The following is a 15,543-nucleotide window of genomic DNA, read 5'->3' as shown; positions in this document are numbered from 1 at the left end:
TTGATGCTATACATGATACAGTACATGAAATGTGTAAAGATGAAGCAAGACATGGTAAAGCATTCTTAGGTTTATTACAAAGACATTTTGATGCTAAATAAATTATAATATATTTAAAGGTTGTCTAAACTTAGGCAACCTTTTTTTACGCTTAAGGAAATTATGATATTTTAAAAATGTGGATAAATATTGTAGTTAGGTAATATGTGAGTTAAAGTTACAATAGCTAATTAAAAGGACCTATAATTTTAAATAGTTATATTTTTGAAATAATTGTATTATATAGACATATTGCAAAAAATAAGGTAATATGTATGAGTAAAAAGTCGAAAGTTTTAAAAGAGGTGGTTATAAATGACAAATCCAGATGCAATAGCAAAAGAAGTGTCGAGTAAGGTACAACAAATGAGTAAAATGCCACTTGATACACTTATTGAAAAATTTATAGGATGGGTTACTGAATATGGAATAAAGCTTATAATAGGTCTTATAGTTATATCTATAGGATTAAAGATTATAAAAAAGGTAGTAAAACAATTTGGAGTATTTTTAGAAAAAAGAGATGTTGATATAACATTAAGAAGATTCATACAGTCATTAACAGCAGGTGTGTTAAAAGTTATATTATTTATAGGAATTCTTGGCTATTGGGATGTTAAATTGACAGGTCTTGCAGCGATTGTAGCTTCTGGTGGGGTTGCCATAGGTTTAGCCCTTCAAGGCAGTTTATCTAACTTTGCAGGTGGTTTTATAATATTATTACTTAGACCATTTAAAGTAGGGGATTATATACAAACTGGAGTTTATGAAGGTACAGTTGAAGAAATAGGGTTATTCTATACTAAATTGACAACTATAGACAATAAGTTAATATTAATACCAAATGGAACATTGTCAAATGGTAGTTTAATAAACTATTCAGCAAAGGAAGAAAGAAGAGTTGATTTAACATTTAGTGTAGGATATGAAAATAATATACTCCATGTTAAGGAAGTATTAACGGATATCGTAAAAAAACAAGAGTTTGTTTTAGATAATCCTAAACCATTTATAGGTGTTAGTGCTCATAGTCCAAGTTCTGTTGACTTTATAGTTAAAGTATGGTGTAAATCGGAACATTATTGGGATATACATTTTAGCCTATTAGAGAAGGTCAAATTAAGATTTGATGAAGAAAATATAAGCATACCTTATCCACAAATGGATTTACATGTGAAAAAGGAAGATTTAGGTCTATAAATAAAAGCTAATACGGAAGTTTATCTGTATTAGCTTTTATTTATTTTAATTAATATATTAGAAGGAGCTATTTAAAGGTTAAATGGCAGCAATTGTTATATGAAGTTTTAGTCAAAATATGGTGAATTTAAGTGAAAATAGTGTATACTATAATATATAATAGACATAAGGAGAAATAGATTATGGAATATATTCAAGAATTAAATCATTTTGCACAAAACTATTGGATTTTAACCATGATAATAGGATTACTAGCAAGCTTTATTGAAAGCTTTTTACCTATACTTCCTCTTATGGCTATAGTAGGAGCTAATGCACTTTTACTTGGGCTATTTGGAGGTCTTGTACTATCTTGGATAGGATCTGGTTTAGGTACTGCATTGCTATTTTTAATTATTAGTAGATTTAACGATAATAAGTTATTTAATAAATTTAGAAATAAAAAAGTAAATAAAGCAATAAAATGGATGGACAAAAAAGGATTTAAGTTACTATTTTTTGCTTATTCTTGTCCCTTTGTACCAAGTTTTTTAGTAACAATAGCATCTGCATTTTGTAAAGTGGATCCTAAATGTTTTATACCTGCAATGCTATCAGGAAAGTTTATAATGTTTTTATTTATAAGTTATCCAATGAGTGACATAAAAGGTTTTATAAACAGTCCTGTTAAAATATTAGTATTTTGTTTATTAGTATTTTTATCATGGACTATAGGTAATAAAGTTAAGAAAAGTTTAGAGAATCATGAAAAAGATAATGAAACTGAAAATGTATAGAATATATAAAATAACCCATCTAATATTAGGTGGGTTATTAAAGTAATATATAAAATCTATATCCTAGTAAAAATATAACTATAAAGTTTAAAGCTTTGCATATTAACTTTTCTGTCTTAGAATTAGTTTTTATAGGAAGGAATGAAAAATTAATGGTTATAGGGTAAAAAATCTCTATACCTTCCTTAGTTAGCAGATCTAAAACTAGATGAGATACATATCCTACTAAAAAGCCACAAGATACACATATAAATACTATATTACTATCTGTAGATTTTATTAAAAAATTGAAACCATAAGCAAGTAAAGATATAAAAATTAGACTATGTGTAAAGCTCCTATGCCTAAATCTAGAACCAAAATATTTATATATAATAGGATATCTTTTACTTATATAAGAACCTCTCATATCGATATCAGGATATAATGAACCTATATATGCAAAATATGTGTATATTAAAAGCAAAATAGCTTTATAAAATACACTATAATTATTTAAAAATGTTTTATATAAATAAGGGAGCGCTAAAAGTGCAAATATATAGCCTCCCTTAGTATGAGTTTCTTTTACCATTAAACCTCCTAGGTGATAGTATAATATTATTGATAATTATATTTGTATTAATTATATAGTAAATTGTAAAAATTTTCAAAAACTATTTTTAAAATATAATTTTAAAAGGATTGAATATACTTAAAATCTACAAATTATTATAAATTTTTATTTTAGATTTTGAATATAGTTTTCTTCCGCTTTACTCCAATTTATAATATTAAACCAATTATTTATATATTCGGCCCTTTTATTTTGATACTTTAGATAGTAAGCATGTTCCCATACATCGATTCCAATTATAGGTTTTAAGTTTAATGTAATAGGAGTATTTTGATTTTGAGTAGTTATAATCGATAGATTTCCAGAGTCATCAGATACAAGCCATGCCCATCCAGATCCAAATACACTTAGTGAAGCTTTATTAAATTCATTTTTAAAATTATCAAAAGATTTAAAGTCTCTGTTTATGGCACTTTTTAATTTTCCATGTAATTTTTTCCTATTAGGAGACATTATTTCAAAGAAAAATTCATGATTATATACTCCTCCACCATTATCTTTTATAGTTTTAGCTATTTCACTAGGCAAACAATCTAGACAAGTTAATAAATCAGAAATACTACAAGCATAAAGGTCAGGGTATCCTTTTATGGCATTATTTAATTTATCTAAGTAAGATTTATAATGTTTATCATAATGTAAGATCATAGTCTCTTTGTCTATATAAGGTTCAAGAGAATCATAAGAATAAGGTAGAGGCATAGGTTCTTTGGGGGTATATATTGGAGATAAAGAGAAAATATTTTGTGGATTAAAAAATATAGTTAATAATAAAGTTATAAATAAAAATTTTTTCATAAAATCACCTCATAATTAGTATGTTTACTATTTATAAAAAAATTTACAAAAGGTATAATAATTTATAAATTTAAATATAAATAACAAAATTATTATATATTATTTATAAATGATATAAAAAAAATCTTTTATACTTGAAAATAAAAATAAAGGTATATATACTATTAATAATAAAAGTGAATAAAATAAAAAGGGTAGAGGTCGCAATATTTAAAAGTACTAATGAGGAGTTAAGCGCGTAGAATCATTAGGAAAGGAACTATTGCCGAAGGGTATAGCTGATGCTTTAAGGTTATATGCCTGGGGGTACATAAAATATATGTATCACTGTCACAATTTATTTTGTGAAGAGCTACATTTGAGAAAAATTTATACATAGGTATAGTTATATTGCTGTGTCTAAAAAGTTAATGTATAACTTTATGTAAAAATTTATAAGTCTTGAGTGTATACTCAAGACTTTTTTACGCTTTAGGAAAATATGATACTTTAAAGAATGTGGATAATTATTGAAGTTGAGTAATACCAATCAGTTTGCAGAGCGTAAAAAAGACATTTTGAGCAACGGACGAAGTCGTTGGCGACATGAGCGAAGCGAATTTTTTATACCCTTATATTCACTAGAGACTAAACAATTTTAAGGGGGAAGTTTTATGAGAAGCAAGAGAAATTTTAGGGTATTATTAATGACTATTATAATTTTTATGATGTCTATGCCATTAGTATTTGCAGGGGGGGATGATATATCAACTATAAATTCAGAAAGACTTAAGATGATAACTTTAATACCACCATTAGTTGCTATAGTTTTAGCATTTATAACTAAGAATGTAGTAATATCGTTATTTGTAGGTATATTTTCAGGAAGCTTTATAATAAACATGTCATCTGGAAATGTTATAGTTGCTTTTGTTAATGCATTTTTAGATATAGTAAATAGGGCATTAAATTCATTAGCAGATCCATGGAATGCAGGTATAATACTTCAAGTTTTAGCTATAGGTGGGGTTATAAGCCTAGTAGCTAGAATGGGTGGTGCAAAAGCTATAGCAGAGAGCCTAGCCAAAAGATCAAAGACCGCTAGAGGGACTCAACTTATAGCATGGTTTTTAGGATTATTAGTATTCTTTGATGATTATGCAAATTCATTAATAGTTGGTCCTATAGTTAGACCAGTAGCAGACAAAATGAAACTATCAAGAGAAAAACTAGCGTTTATAATAGATGCTACAGCTGCACCTATAGCTGGGCTTGCTATAATATCTACATGGATAGGTCTTGAAGTTGGACTTATAAATGATGCATTTAACGGTATAGGAGTAGAAGCTGATGCATTTGGAGTATTTTTAAATACCATACCATATAGATTTTATAATATATTAATATTAGCATTTATAGTTATATCAGCAGTTCTAGCTAAGGATTTTGGACCAATGAGAGAAGCTCAAATTAAAGCCCGAAGTGTTAATAAAAATAATAACAATTCAAACAATGTTAGTAATGATAATTCTGATTTAGAGCCAAAAGAAGGTATAAAATTAAGTTCATGGAATGCAATAATACCTATAGGAACATTAATAATAGCTGCGTTAATTTCTTTTTATTATAGCGGATACACAGCAGCTATGAACTCAGATAACCAAAATCTAATACAATTATTTACTAATTCTCCATATTCATTTGATGCTATAAGAGAGGCGTTTAGTGGAGCAGATGCTTCGGTTGCATTATTCCAGTCAGCTTTATTTGCAAGTATTGTAGGCATAGTTCTTGGAGTTAGTAAAAATATACTTACAATCTCTGAAGCTATAGATGCTTGGATAGATGGAATGAAGGGACTTATTATGACTGGGGTTATATTAATACTTGCATGGTCATTAAGTTCTGTTATAAAAGAACTAGGAACAGCTAAATACTTAGTAACATTATTATCTGGAACACTACCAAATTTTTTATTACCAAGTGTAGTATTTATACTTGGAGCCATAATATCATTTGCTACAGGAACAGCTTATGGAACAATGGGAATACTTATGCCTCTTGCAATACCACTAGCTCATTCTATAAACCCAGAAATGTCGTTTATAGTAGTTAGTACTAGTGCAGTACTAACAGGCGCTATATTTGGAGATCACTGCTCACCAATATCTGACACTACAATAATGTCATCAATGGGAGCTGGATGTAATCATATAGATCATGTTAATACACAGATGCCTTATGCATTATTTACAGCCGTAATAACAGTATTATTTGGATATATACCGGCAGGACTTGGTATACCTGTTTATATAGTATTACCAATAGCTTTATTAGCTACATTTATAGGTATACATGTATTAGGTAAGAAAACGTATGAAGAAGTTGATAATATTATTTATACTATGGATTAGTTTTATTTAAAATAATAGAGTTTGTATTATATAGAATAATAATTATAAAATAAGATAATAATAATTGTAAAAAAAGAAAACGTAAAATATATTTTACGTTTTCTTTTCATCTAAAAGCAAGGAGTTATTCTATGGGATATATAAATTTTGAAGAAGAAAAGGCCGTAGTGAATGAACAATTATCAAATAGAAAAAAAAATAACGAAACATTTTATAAAGATGCAACTACAAAAAAAATAGAACTAAATGATTATGATAATAATTCAAAATATAGCTATAATAAAATAAAAGATAAACTAATCGGCAAAGATGGTATATTTGACGAACAAGATTTTTATGAAATAGTAGAGCAAGATATAATTTGCGCTAAATTTAGAAAATGTGATTTTAAAAATATTAAATTCAAAGACTGCACATTTATAGGTTGTACTTTTAATGATTGCAATTTTAGCGGTGGAGGAGTTGTATTTGAAAATTGTATATTCATAAAAGAAGGAAGTGAAAAACGACCTTCTTTAAATAAAAAAGACAATATAGGGTGTAGTTTCTATAATTGTGATATATATGCAAAATTTTTAAATAGTGACTTATCATATTGTATTTTCGAAAAATGTAAGATTAGTAACACAAGTTTTGAATTAACATATTTAAAATCTTCAATTATAATAAATAGTGAAATTGATATGTTTGAGATTATAGATTGTGATCTTTCAGGCTTTAAAATTTCAAATACATATATACAAGATATAATGTTTGATGATAAATTTACAACTAAATTTGATGCTAAAACATTTTTTGATAAAATTGAACCTAGAGTTAAGGATAAAAATGAATATGAAGGTATATATATGACATATAAAACTTTGTCCGAAAAATTTAAGGAAAATAACTTGAATAATAATTTTGGAGAATATTATTATATAGGGAAATGTACACAAAGAAAATGTGTTAAATTTTTACCTAAAATAAATTCGTATATATATTGGTTAGCATGTGGGTATGGAGAAAGACCTTGGCTTTGTGTATTATCATCTTTAGTAATAATGATAATATTTGCATTTATATTTTTAGCAGTAGGTATTGAGTTAGATGGACAGGTTATAAAATATAGTTTAAGTAATATTGGTACATGGAACCTAAAACAGTTTATTAAAGATTTTAATGAGGTTATAAATTTAAGTGTAGGTATGTTTGGAGCTGTTGGGTTTAACAATTCAAAGCCCACAGAAGTAGCATACATGGTAGCAAATATTGAAATGCTTGTAGGAATCATTATGATGGGAGTAGGTATAGGAACTCTAACGAGAAAAGTTGTAAGATAGTAATATATATAAAAAGAACGTAGAATTATCTACGTTCTTTTTTTTTATATATTATGCTGCAGAAGATTCTTCTGTTCCACGTATCTCATCAGCAGTAAGTATTTTTGTATTTTTGAATAATGTATGTCCTATTAAAGCACCTATTATACTAACTACTATACATCCAACAGCAGCTATTAAAGCAGGAGTTCCGTTTTGACCAACTGCAACAGCGAAACCAGCTATAGGAGTTGCCATACCAGGAACACTTATTGCAAGTGGTGCAACATAAGAACTTACTAATGCAACTACAACACCTGATAATGCTCCACCTATAAAGTTAGTAACAAATACTGGTATTGGGTTAGCAGTTATTATATCTGATTGAGTTAAAGGCTCTATAGCAACAGCTATTGTATCTTTCTTTGAACCAAATTTCATTTTTGAGAAGAATACGAAGTTCATGAAAGAAGAACCAAATACTGCTAATGCACCTATTGCCATTGGAAGACCTGTTAATCCTATTATAGATGTTAAAGCCATTGATGATAATGGAGCAGTAGCAACAACTGTTATTAAACCACCAAGTATTATACCCATTAATATTGGAGATGTAGTAGAAGCAGCTGTTAAAGCTTGTCCTATTTGCATTAATGTATCATTAACTATAGGATCCATAAATCCTGCTATTGCTCTTGTTAAAGGAGCAGCAATTAATATTATAACTATTAAATCAAGACCAGCAGGAGTTTTCTTTTCTAAGAACTTAACAACGAATGATATTAAGTATCCTGCAACGAATCCTGGAAGTATTCCAAATCCTGAAACTGTTAAACCAACTAATACAGCGTATACTGGAGATACACCTAATGCTAAAGGTACTAATATAGCAGCAGCTACACCACCTAAAGAACCGTTAGCAGCTCCAACTTTCTCTAAGAAAGATATACCAAATTGTTGTCCAAATAGCGAAGCGTGGAATGCTTCAACTAAGAAACTTGCGCAAGCAGCACTTGCTAATGCACCCATTGCCTTCATTCCGTGAGGTGCCTTGTAACTAAATAATGTGAATAATGCCAGTACAACTAATAATAATGCTGTACTTGTAAGTATTTGCATCATGCTAATTTTCCTCCTAAGTATATAAATGTAATGTTTTATTTGCTTAAGGTATTGTTTTCCTTAACGTCATATTTACTTAAAGAAATCTTAAGACAATTTTGATTATAAAGCACATTTCGACAATTGTAAATAGTTTTGTTAAAAAAATGCTAAAATTAAAAGAAAAATGTATTATTATTTTAAAATATGTAAGAAAGTTTACAGTAAATGTTAATTGAATTTAAAAAAATGAAAATATTACCTCTAAAAAGTATTGAATACATAAAATATAATAAAAAAATAAATTATTATTTTAAAATACAATAAAAATATATAATATAAACTATAACACATAATTTTGTCTAAATAAAACTCTTATGATAATATGTAGGTATAAATTAACTAAATTACAAGGAGAAAAAAATGACAGCAAACGAAAGAATAAAAATATTTTTGCAACTACAAAATAAAAACTTAAAGTTTCAAGATATAGCAGATAAGATGGAGATAAAACCACAAACATTAAGAAGTTACTTAAATAAAAAAGGGTACAAATTAACAAATGGAAAGTATGAGTTAAAAGATGACATAGATGACATAAAAGAAGAGAAAAAACAAATAGAATTTAATGAAATTAAAAACACTAAAGTAGAAAAAAAGGAAAATGTAAAAAAAAATAATACTAAAAGAAAAACACAAAAACCTAAAAGAGATAAGAAAGTAAATTTAACACCTGAGGATATGGACAAGTTATGTGAAGTATATGATTGGTACTTACAAGTTAGGGATGTTAAGGCAATAAAGCCTAAGACAAAAACTTCTAAAAAAGACATAGTAATAGAAGAAAATAATATAGATGAACTAAAATCAACTAGCATAAGGGTAGATAAAAAAATATGGGAAGATTTTGAAAGGTTATGTAGTAATTCAAGTTTTACTAAACAAGAAATAATAACTCAAGCATTAAAAAACTTTTTAAAGGAAAATAAACATTTACTATAAAGGGTTAAGTATACAAATAAAAAAGAGGGAATTGAAGTGAATAAATCGTATTTATATGATTAATAATAAGGTTAAATAAAAAGGGGTGGTAAACATGAATGAAAATAATTACAATAAAGAAGAGATAGACTTTGAAAAATTAAACTCAACATTAGCTAACCCTGATTTTGCAAATTGGTACTACAATGAGTTTATGGTAAAAGACAATGTCGTTTCTATTGATGAATTTGTAAACATAATAAATACTTATAATTCAAATAATATTCAAAGTTAATAAGTAAGGCTTTAAATAGACATTCCTATATTAGACAGTGTTAAAGATGTAAAAGTTATATACATTAAATATGAGGAAAAATAAAATTATGATTAAAAATGATGAAAAACCTATTGTTAAGTTTATATTATAAGCTATACATTAGGTTTTTTTATTTGGTGACTGTAAATGTTTTAAAAATATATATATGTATTGTATAATTATTTATATTATATAGGAAATTAATAGTAATAAACTTATATTAAAATTAAGGAGATTGGTATGAAGGTTTTAATTGTTGAGGATAATTCTAAACTTTTAGAAAGTCTAGAGGAGGAACTAAAAAATCATTTTGAAATAGATTCATGTAGTTTTGGAGAAGAAGCCATATACAATATTAAACAAAATATATATGATTTAATTATACTAGACTTAATGTTACCTGATATATCAGGATTAGATATATTAAAGTCTATAAGAAAAAACGGAATAGATACATTAGTACTTATTTTAACTGCTAAAGAAAGTTTAAACGATAAGGTATCAGCATTTGAGATAGGAGCAAATGATTATCTAACAAAGCCATTTTATATGGAAGAATTAGTAGCAAGAGTATATGCAATGTTAAGGACTAATGGAAAAATAAAATCTAATAATAAAATTGTATTTAAAGATTTATATTTAGATACAAATAATAAAACTGCATCTATAAATGGTGAAGATTTAAATCTTCAAAATAAGCAGTTTAATTTACTTGAGTATTTTATAATAAATAAAGGAACAATACTTTTAAAGGAACAAATATATGATAGAATTTGGGGAATAGATTCAGATGCTACTATAGAAATAGTTGAAGTTTATGTTAGCAATTTAAGAAAGAAGCTTAGCAAGTACGGATATGATAACTATATAAAAACTAAAAGAAAAGTAGGATATATATTTGATGATAAATAAAAATGTATTTAGTAAAACTAAAAATCGTTTAATAAAAATAAATATAGCCGTAGTAGTAGCATTTCTTATAATATTTTCTATATTTATATATTCTTACTTTAAAGGACTTACATATAGCAATATAGACAAAAATCTTAAAGCTGAATTAGAAAATATAACTATGCAACTTAATAATAGATCTATATTTTATCCAATAGTGTTAAAAGACCCAAGTAATATGGTCTATGTTTATGAGGGAAATAGAATAAGATATTACACAGAAAATGGCTATTTTAATGAACTATTACCAAGACCTAAAAATAATAAGAATGATACTTTCTTTACGTACACTGAAAATGGATATACTTTTAGAGAATTAAACATTGATATTGGTAAATATAAAATACAAATAATAAGAAATATAGATTCGGAAAGAAACTCGTTAAAACAACTTATATTTGTATTTATAATAGGAGTATTAGTAGCTGTAATAATAACATATTTTGTAGCACTTTATTTAACTAAAAAAGCACTAATACCAATAGAAACTGCTTGGAATAATCAAGCTAAATTTGTTCAGGATGCATCTCATGAGCTTAGAACTCCAATAGCCATAGTATCTTCAAAGTTAGAAAGCTTATTAAAGCATCCAGATAGTACTATATCTGATGAAGTTGAATCTATAGCTGATGCTATGAAAGAAACAAGAAGAATAAAGAAGATGATAAGTGATTTATTATCATTAAGTAAAGAAGATAGTACTAATGATATTATAAAAGAAAATGTAGATATAAATATAATGATAGATGAGATAAGTAAAAATTATGCAGATATAGCAGAGATTCAAGAAAAAGAATTTCATACTAATATTAAATTAAAGAATAAAAAAATATTTACAGATAAAAATAAGTTAAGACAGTTATTATTAATATTTATAGATAACTCTTTTAAATACACAAAAAGTGGGGATAGTATATCAATAAGTGCTTATGAACAAAATAACGATATTATAATATATATAAAAGATACTGGAATGGGTATAAAAAAAGAAGATATCGATTATATATTTGACAGATTTTTTAGAAGCAATAGTATAAGACATAAAGATATAGATGGCTCAGGAATAGGATTATCTATTGCAAAAATGATTGCTATAAATCTTGGTATAACAATAACTGTAGATTCTAAAGAAAATGAGTATACATATTTTAAACTAATAATCCCTAGATAAACAAATTGTTTAGTGATATATATAGGGGGTATATAAATAATATAAATTAATGTTACAAATAATAACTATATTGTAATATAATTCATATTATAGATAAGAGAGTATTTAGGAGGTAAGAAAATGGCTAAAATAATAAAAACATCACAATTTAAAGGGGAAGTAGAAGAAAGTAAAGGGGTAGTTGTAGTAGATTTCTTTGCAACTTGGTGTGGACCTTGTAAAATGTTAGCACCAGTATTTGAATCATTAGGAAATGAAATGGATGATGCAAAATTTATAAAAGTTGATATAGATCAAAGCTTAGAAATAGCTCAAAAATTTAATATATCTACTGTACCAACAATGATGATATTTAAAGATGGAAAACCAGTAGAATCATTAGTAGGATTTATGCCAAAAGAAGCAATTAAATCAAAAGTTAAGTCACATTTATAAAATGATAGGTGGTTAATATGAGATATGATATGGCAATAATTGGAAGTGGGCCAGCAGGACTTTCTGCTGCAATAAATGCAAAAATAAGAAATAAAAATATAATAGTATTTGGAAATGATAATTTAAGTAATAAATTAGTAAAAGCTCCATCAATAGAGAATTATCTAGGATTTTATGATATAAGTGGAGAAGATTTAAGAGATAAATTTAAAGCACATATAGAAAGCATGGATATTGAAATAGTAGATAAAAAAATAAATAACGTATATGCTATGGGAGATTACTTTGCTTTAATGTCAGGGGATGAAATGTTTGAAGCTACTACAGTTATACTTGCAACAGGTGTAGAGTATGGTAAGCCAATAAAAGGTGAAGAAGAATTTCTAGGTAAAGGTGTAGGGTATTGTGCAACATGTGATGCTCCTTTATATAGAGATAAAAAAGTAGCTATAATAGGTTATAATAAAGAGTCTGAAGAAGAAGCTAACTTCTTAAGTGAAATAGCATCAAAGACTTACTTTATACCTATGTATAAAAGAGAAGGTCTTATGAGATCTTCAGATGGTTTAGATAGTTCTATAGAAGTTATAAATGATAGACCTGTTCAAATCCATGGAGAAAATTTAGTAAATAAAGTAGAATTAAAACAACAAGAAATAGACGTAGATGGAGTATTTGTAATAAAAGATAGTGCTTCGCCTAAATCATTAGTGCCAGGAATAGAGACAGAAGGACCACATATTAAGGTTGATATTAATATGAACACAAGTATAAATGGATGCTTTGCAGCAGGAGACTGTGTTGGTAAACCATATTCTTATATAAAGTCAGCTGGTCAAGGTCAAATAGCAGCATTAAATGCAGTAGCCTATTTAGATAAATTAAAAATAGAACAAAAAAAGAATAATTAATAAAAAAAGCACTTAGATTAAAATCTAAGTGCTTTTTTTATGCCATATTTCAATACATCTGTTATAAAAAACACTTTTACAATAAATGTAGATATGATACAAGCTAATATTAATAAAGAGATAAGTTAATAATTATATTAATAACTTACCTATAAAATAAATTAACATAATAAAATAAAATTAAAAGACACTTAGAAAAGTTAGTAAAATAACTAAAATCAATGGTTTAAGTTAAATTGAATTTATTGTAAAATTAGAAATTTGCAAATGGAAAAATTAATTATGCAAAAAATGACTTGAAAAGTATTGAAAATATAGTTATAATGAATAAAAAAGAAATATTAATTCAAAAATATTTATTAGCCAGTAATTTTTGAAATATATAATAATATTTTTAAAAAGGGCAATTATATAAAAGTATTTATAATTAATTTAGGAGGGATTGAAATTGGAAAATTTAAATAGCTTAATATTAAGCATTAACGATTTTATATGGACATATATATTAATAGCTATGTTAGTAACACTTGGAATTTACTTTAGTGTTAAGACTAAGTTTGTACAATTTAGATATTTTAAAGAAATGTTTAAGCTTTTAGGAGAAGGTGCATCTAAGGAAAATAAAAAAGAAGGACAGGTATCGTCGTTTCAAGCATTTTGTATAAGTACTTCATCTAGAGTTGGAACAGGTAACATTGCAGGGATTGCTATGGCTGTTGTAGTTGGAGGACCTGGTGCTATATTTTGGATGTGGATAACAGCATTAATAGGTTCTGCATCAAGTTTTGTTGAAAGTACATTAGCACAGATATTTAAGATAAAAGACAAAGATGGATTTAGAGGTGGACCTGCTTATTATATAGAACAAGGGCTAAACAAAAAATGGATGGGAATATTATTCTCTATTCTAATAACTATATGTTTTGGATTTGTATTTAATGCTGTTCAAGCTAATACAGTTTCACTTGCATTTAATTCAGCATTTGGAATTGATAGATTAACTATAGGGATAATAATTACAATACTTACAGCAATAGTTATATTTGGAGGAGTTCATAGAATAGCTAAAGTATCTGAGATAATAGTTCCAATATTTGCAGGACTTTATATATTAGTAGCGTTATTTGTAGTTGTAATAAATATAGGTGAAATACCAAATGTACTTAAGCTTATAGTTGAAAATGCCTTTAATTTTAGAGAAATGTCAGTAGGTACGACAGCAGGAATAATACTTACTGGAGTAAAAAGAGGACTATTCTCAAATGAAGCTGGTATGGGTAGTGCACCAAATGCAGCAGCAACTGCAGATACATCACATCCTGTTAAACAAGGATTAATACAAACACTTGGAGTATTTACAGATACTATCTTAATTTGTACATGTACAGCATTTATAGTACTTTTATATCCAGGATACTCAACTAGTGGATTAAGTGGAATAGAGTTAACTCAAGCAGCACTATCTTCTCATATAGGAAGTTTTGCACATATATTTATAGCTTTATGTATATTCTTATTTGCTTTTAGTTCAATAGTAGGTAACTATTACTATGGAGAATCAAATATAGAGTTTATGAATAGCAATAAAACTGTTTTAAATATATTTAGAGTGTTAGTTGTATGTATGGTTTTATTTGGTTCAGTAGTTCAAGTAGATGTAGTTTGGAATTTAGCAGATGTATTTATGGCCCTTATGGCTATAATAAACTTAATAGCAATAGCTCTTTTAGGAAAATATGCTTTTATAGCACTTGAAGATTATACTAATCAAAAGAAAAATGGAATTAAAAGTCCAGTATTTGATGCATCAAATATAAAAGGACTTGAAAATGTTCAGTGTTGGAACAATACTGAAATAAGAAAAACAAAGAGTATGTAATATTGAATAAATTTAAGTGCCTTTTAATTAAAAGGCACTTTTTTAGTTAAAATCATTAATTTTAATTATAATTCATAGCTTTCTAGGTATCTACAAAAATCATGAAACTCATCTATATTTTTAATTTCTTGTAAGTTTCTAATATCAATAATTACATTACTAGGAATATGCAACATAAACTCCATATCAAATAGCTCACACTCTATAAATCCTTTTTTGTAGTCATATTTATAAGGTATATATTTATTGAAATTTTTTTCAAAATACTTTATTTTAGCATAACATAACTTGTGTATATAAAATAATAAAGCTAGAGTTGAGTGATTTTTAGCAAACTTATTGGAAAAATATTTAACTTTAGGGTATTTCTTATGGTTTGATTCCCAATATAAATCATCATTTAATTGAAGGTTATATTTTTTTAGTAGATTATATTTTTCTTTAGAAAGATATTCGGTTTCTTTTAACATAAATTCCTCCAGTATTAAGAGAATTTAATATATTATTACTACTTAATAATATGAATATTGAAAATTTTAAATACATAATATAAGCTTTTTCTATAATGAAGTTAAATTATATATAGATATTAAATATATAAATTTTGTAGTTACTAAATAGTTAAAATTAAAATCTTGTGGTAAGATAAAGTAAATTAATAGAATTTAAATTAAT

15 protein-coding genes, 1 pseudogene and 1 riboswitch are annotated in these 15,543 nt (G+C 26.4%); of the genes and pseudogenes, 12 read left to right on the top strand and 4 right to left on the bottom strand.

Annotated elements, in window-relative coordinates; genetic code table 11:
• From I2H23_RS15655 to I2H23_RS05345, 3 genes and pseudogenes are all read left to right on the top strand, one after another.
• Positions 1-101: pseudogene (locus I2H23_RS15655) on the top strand (NADH peroxidase); the annotation flags it as partial.
• A 253-nt stretch (positions 102-354) separates the two neighbouring features.
• The gene (locus tag I2H23_RS05350) at positions 355-1,239 is read left to right on the top strand and encodes a mechanosensitive ion channel family protein (protein ID WP_330383719.1); all 885 of its coding nucleotides are present in this window, start codon (positions 355-357) and stop codon (positions 1,237-1,239) included.
• Between the two features lie 182 nt (positions 1,240-1,421).
• On the top strand, positions 1,422-2,015 hold the full coding sequence (locus I2H23_RS05345) for a TVP38/TMEM64 family protein (RefSeq protein ID WP_092924968.1): 594 nt from the start codon (positions 1,422-1,424) through the stop codon (positions 2,013-2,015).
• Between the two features lie 37 nt (positions 2,016-2,052).
• On the opposite strand, the gene I2H23_RS05340 is transcribed toward I2H23_RS05345, so the two are convergent.
• The gene (locus tag I2H23_RS05340) at positions 2,053-2,589 is read right to left on the bottom strand and encodes a metal-dependent hydrolase (RefSeq protein WP_092924970.1); all 537 of its coding nucleotides are present in this window, start codon (positions 2,587-2,589) and stop codon (positions 2,053-2,055) included.
• A 147-nt stretch (positions 2,590-2,736) separates the two neighbouring features.
• Positions 2,737-3,429 (bottom strand): superoxide dismutase, encoded by a 693-nt coding sequence (locus I2H23_RS05335; RefSeq protein ID WP_092924972.1) that lies wholly within the window; start codon positions 3,427-3,429, stop codon positions 2,737-2,739.
• Positions 3,430-3,616: 187 nt separating this feature from the next.
• Positions 3,617-3,792, top strand: a riboswitch (Lysine riboswitch).
• Positions 3,793-4,082: 290 nt separating this feature from the next.
• On the opposite strand from I2H23_RS05335, the gene I2H23_RS05330 reads away from it, so the two are divergent.
• Positions 4,083-5,822 carry a Na+/H+ antiporter NhaC family protein gene (locus I2H23_RS05330; protein ID WP_195581240.1) on the top strand — a complete coding sequence of 580 codons (1,740 nt, stop codon included), beginning with the start codon at positions 4,083-4,085 and terminating at the stop codon, positions 5,820-5,822.
• A gap of 131 nt (positions 5,823-5,953) precedes the next feature.
• Positions 5,954-7,144 carry a pentapeptide repeat-containing protein gene (locus I2H23_RS05325; RefSeq protein ID WP_092924976.1) on the top strand — a complete coding sequence of 397 codons (1,191 nt, stop codon included), beginning with the start codon at positions 5,954-5,956 and terminating at the stop codon, positions 7,142-7,144.
• Between the two features lie 51 nt (positions 7,145-7,195).
• On the opposite strand, the gene I2H23_RS05320 is transcribed toward I2H23_RS05325, so the two are convergent.
• Positions 7,196-8,245, bottom strand: coding sequence for a PTS sugar transporter subunit IIC (locus I2H23_RS05320; RefSeq protein ID WP_330383720.1), 1,050 nt, complete (start codon positions 8,243-8,245; stop codon positions 7,196-7,198).
• A gap of 402 nt (positions 8,246-8,647) precedes the next feature.
• On the opposite strand from I2H23_RS05320, the gene I2H23_RS05315 reads away from it, so the two are divergent.
• From I2H23_RS05315 to I2H23_RS05285, 7 genes are all read left to right on the top strand, one after another.
• Positions 8,648-9,226, top strand: coding sequence for a DNA-binding protein (locus tag I2H23_RS05315; protein ID WP_195581239.1), 579 nt, complete (start codon positions 8,648-8,650; stop codon positions 9,224-9,226).
• Positions 9,227-9,320: 94 nt separating this feature from the next.
• Positions 9,321-9,500 (top strand): hypothetical protein, encoded by a 180-nt coding sequence (locus tag I2H23_RS05310; RefSeq protein ID WP_092924980.1) that lies wholly within the window; start codon positions 9,321-9,323, stop codon positions 9,498-9,500.
• Between the two features lie 261 nt (positions 9,501-9,761).
• Complete coding sequence (locus I2H23_RS05305; protein ID WP_092924982.1) at positions 9,762-10,433, top strand: response regulator transcription factor; 672 nt, start codon at positions 9,762-9,764, stop codon at positions 10,431-10,433.
• A complete protein-coding gene (locus I2H23_RS05300; RefSeq protein ID WP_166506271.1) occupies positions 10,423-11,643 on the top strand; it encodes a sensor histidine kinase in 1,221 nt (406 codons plus the stop codon). The genes I2H23_RS05305 and I2H23_RS05300 overlap by 11 nt, the downstream gene beginning before the upstream one ends.
• A 120-nt stretch (positions 11,644-11,763) precedes the next feature.
• On the top strand, positions 11,764-12,078 hold the full coding sequence (gene trxA / locus I2H23_RS05295; RefSeq protein ID WP_092924986.1) for a thioredoxin: 315 nt from the start codon (positions 11,764-11,766) through the stop codon (positions 12,076-12,078).
• A gap of 17 nt (positions 12,079-12,095) precedes the next feature.
• The gene (locus tag I2H23_RS05290; RefSeq protein WP_166505718.1) at positions 12,096-12,989 is read left to right on the top strand and encodes an NAD(P)/FAD-dependent oxidoreductase; all 894 of its coding nucleotides are present in this window, start codon (positions 12,096-12,098) and stop codon (positions 12,987-12,989) included.
• Between the two features lie 448 nt (positions 12,990-13,437).
• Positions 13,438-14,868, top strand: coding sequence for an alanine/glycine:cation symporter family protein (locus I2H23_RS05285; protein WP_092924990.1), 1,431 nt, complete (start codon positions 13,438-13,440; stop codon positions 14,866-14,868).
• 65 nt (positions 14,869-14,933) lie between these two features.
• Here the strand turns inward: I2H23_RS05285 and I2H23_RS05280 are convergent, their stop codons facing one another.
• Entirely contained in the window at positions 14,934-15,338 is a 405-nt protein-coding gene (locus tag I2H23_RS05280; RefSeq protein ID WP_243240001.1) for a hypothetical protein, read from the bottom strand.
• Positions 15,339-15,543 lie beyond the last annotated feature (205 nt).

Source organism: Romboutsia sp. BSD2780061687b_171204_C1, assembly GCF_015560225.1.
Classification (GTDB): Bacteria; Bacillota; Clostridia; order Peptostreptococcales; family Peptostreptococcaceae; genus Romboutsia_C; species Romboutsia_C hominis.
The sequence above is the reverse complement of the archived record's forward strand: the minus strand, read 5'-3'. Positions and strand labels throughout refer to the sequence as shown.

Excerpts from the sequence above, each read along its gene's own strand:
- I2H23_RS05320 (WP_330383720.1), bottom strand. The coding sequence starts at position 8,245 with ATGATGCAAATACTTACAAGTACAGCATTATTATTAGTTGTACTGGCA.
- I2H23_RS05315 (WP_195581239.1), top strand. The coding sequence starts at position 8,648 with ATGACAGCAAACGAAAGAATAAAAATATTTTTGCAACTACAAAATAAA.
- I2H23_RS05340 (WP_092924970.1), bottom strand. The coding sequence starts at position 2,589 with ATGGTAAAAGAAACTCATACTAAGGGAGGCTATATATTTGCACTTTTA.
- trxA (WP_092924986.1), top strand. The coding sequence starts at position 11,764 with ATGGCTAAAATAATAAAAACATCACAATTTAAAGGGGAAGTAGAAGAA.
- I2H23_RS05330 (WP_195581240.1), top strand. The coding sequence starts at position 4,083 with ATGAGAAGCAAGAGAAATTTTAGGGTATTATTAATGACTATTATAATT.
- I2H23_RS05345 (WP_092924968.1), top strand. The coding sequence starts at position 1,422 with ATGGAATATATTCAAGAATTAAATCATTTTGCACAAAACTATTGGATT.
- I2H23_RS05325 (WP_092924976.1), top strand. The coding sequence starts at position 5,954 with ATGGGATATATAAATTTTGAAGAAGAAAAGGCCGTAGTGAATGAACAA.
- I2H23_RS05300 (WP_166506271.1), top strand. The coding sequence starts at position 10,423 with ATGATAAATAAAAATGTATTTAGTAAAACTAAAAATCGTTTAATAAAA.
- I2H23_RS05290 (WP_166505718.1), top strand. The coding sequence starts at position 12,096 with ATGAGATATGATATGGCAATAATTGGAAGTGGGCCAGCAGGACTTTCT.
- I2H23_RS05280 (WP_243240001.1), bottom strand. The coding sequence starts at position 15,338 with ATGTTAAAAGAAACCGAATATCTTTCTAAAGAAAAATATAATCTACTA.
- I2H23_RS05350 (WP_330383719.1), top strand. The coding sequence starts at position 355 with ATGACAAATCCAGATGCAATAGCAAAAGAAGTGTCGAGTAAGGTACAA.
- I2H23_RS05335 (WP_092924972.1), bottom strand. The coding sequence starts at position 3,429 with ATGAAAAAATTTTTATTTATAACTTTATTATTAACTATATTTTTTAAT.
- I2H23_RS05305 (WP_092924982.1), top strand. The coding sequence starts at position 9,762 with ATGAAGGTTTTAATTGTTGAGGATAATTCTAAACTTTTAGAAAGTCTA.
- I2H23_RS05310 (WP_092924980.1), top strand. The coding sequence starts at position 9,321 with ATGAATGAAAATAATTACAATAAAGAAGAGATAGACTTTGAAAAATTA.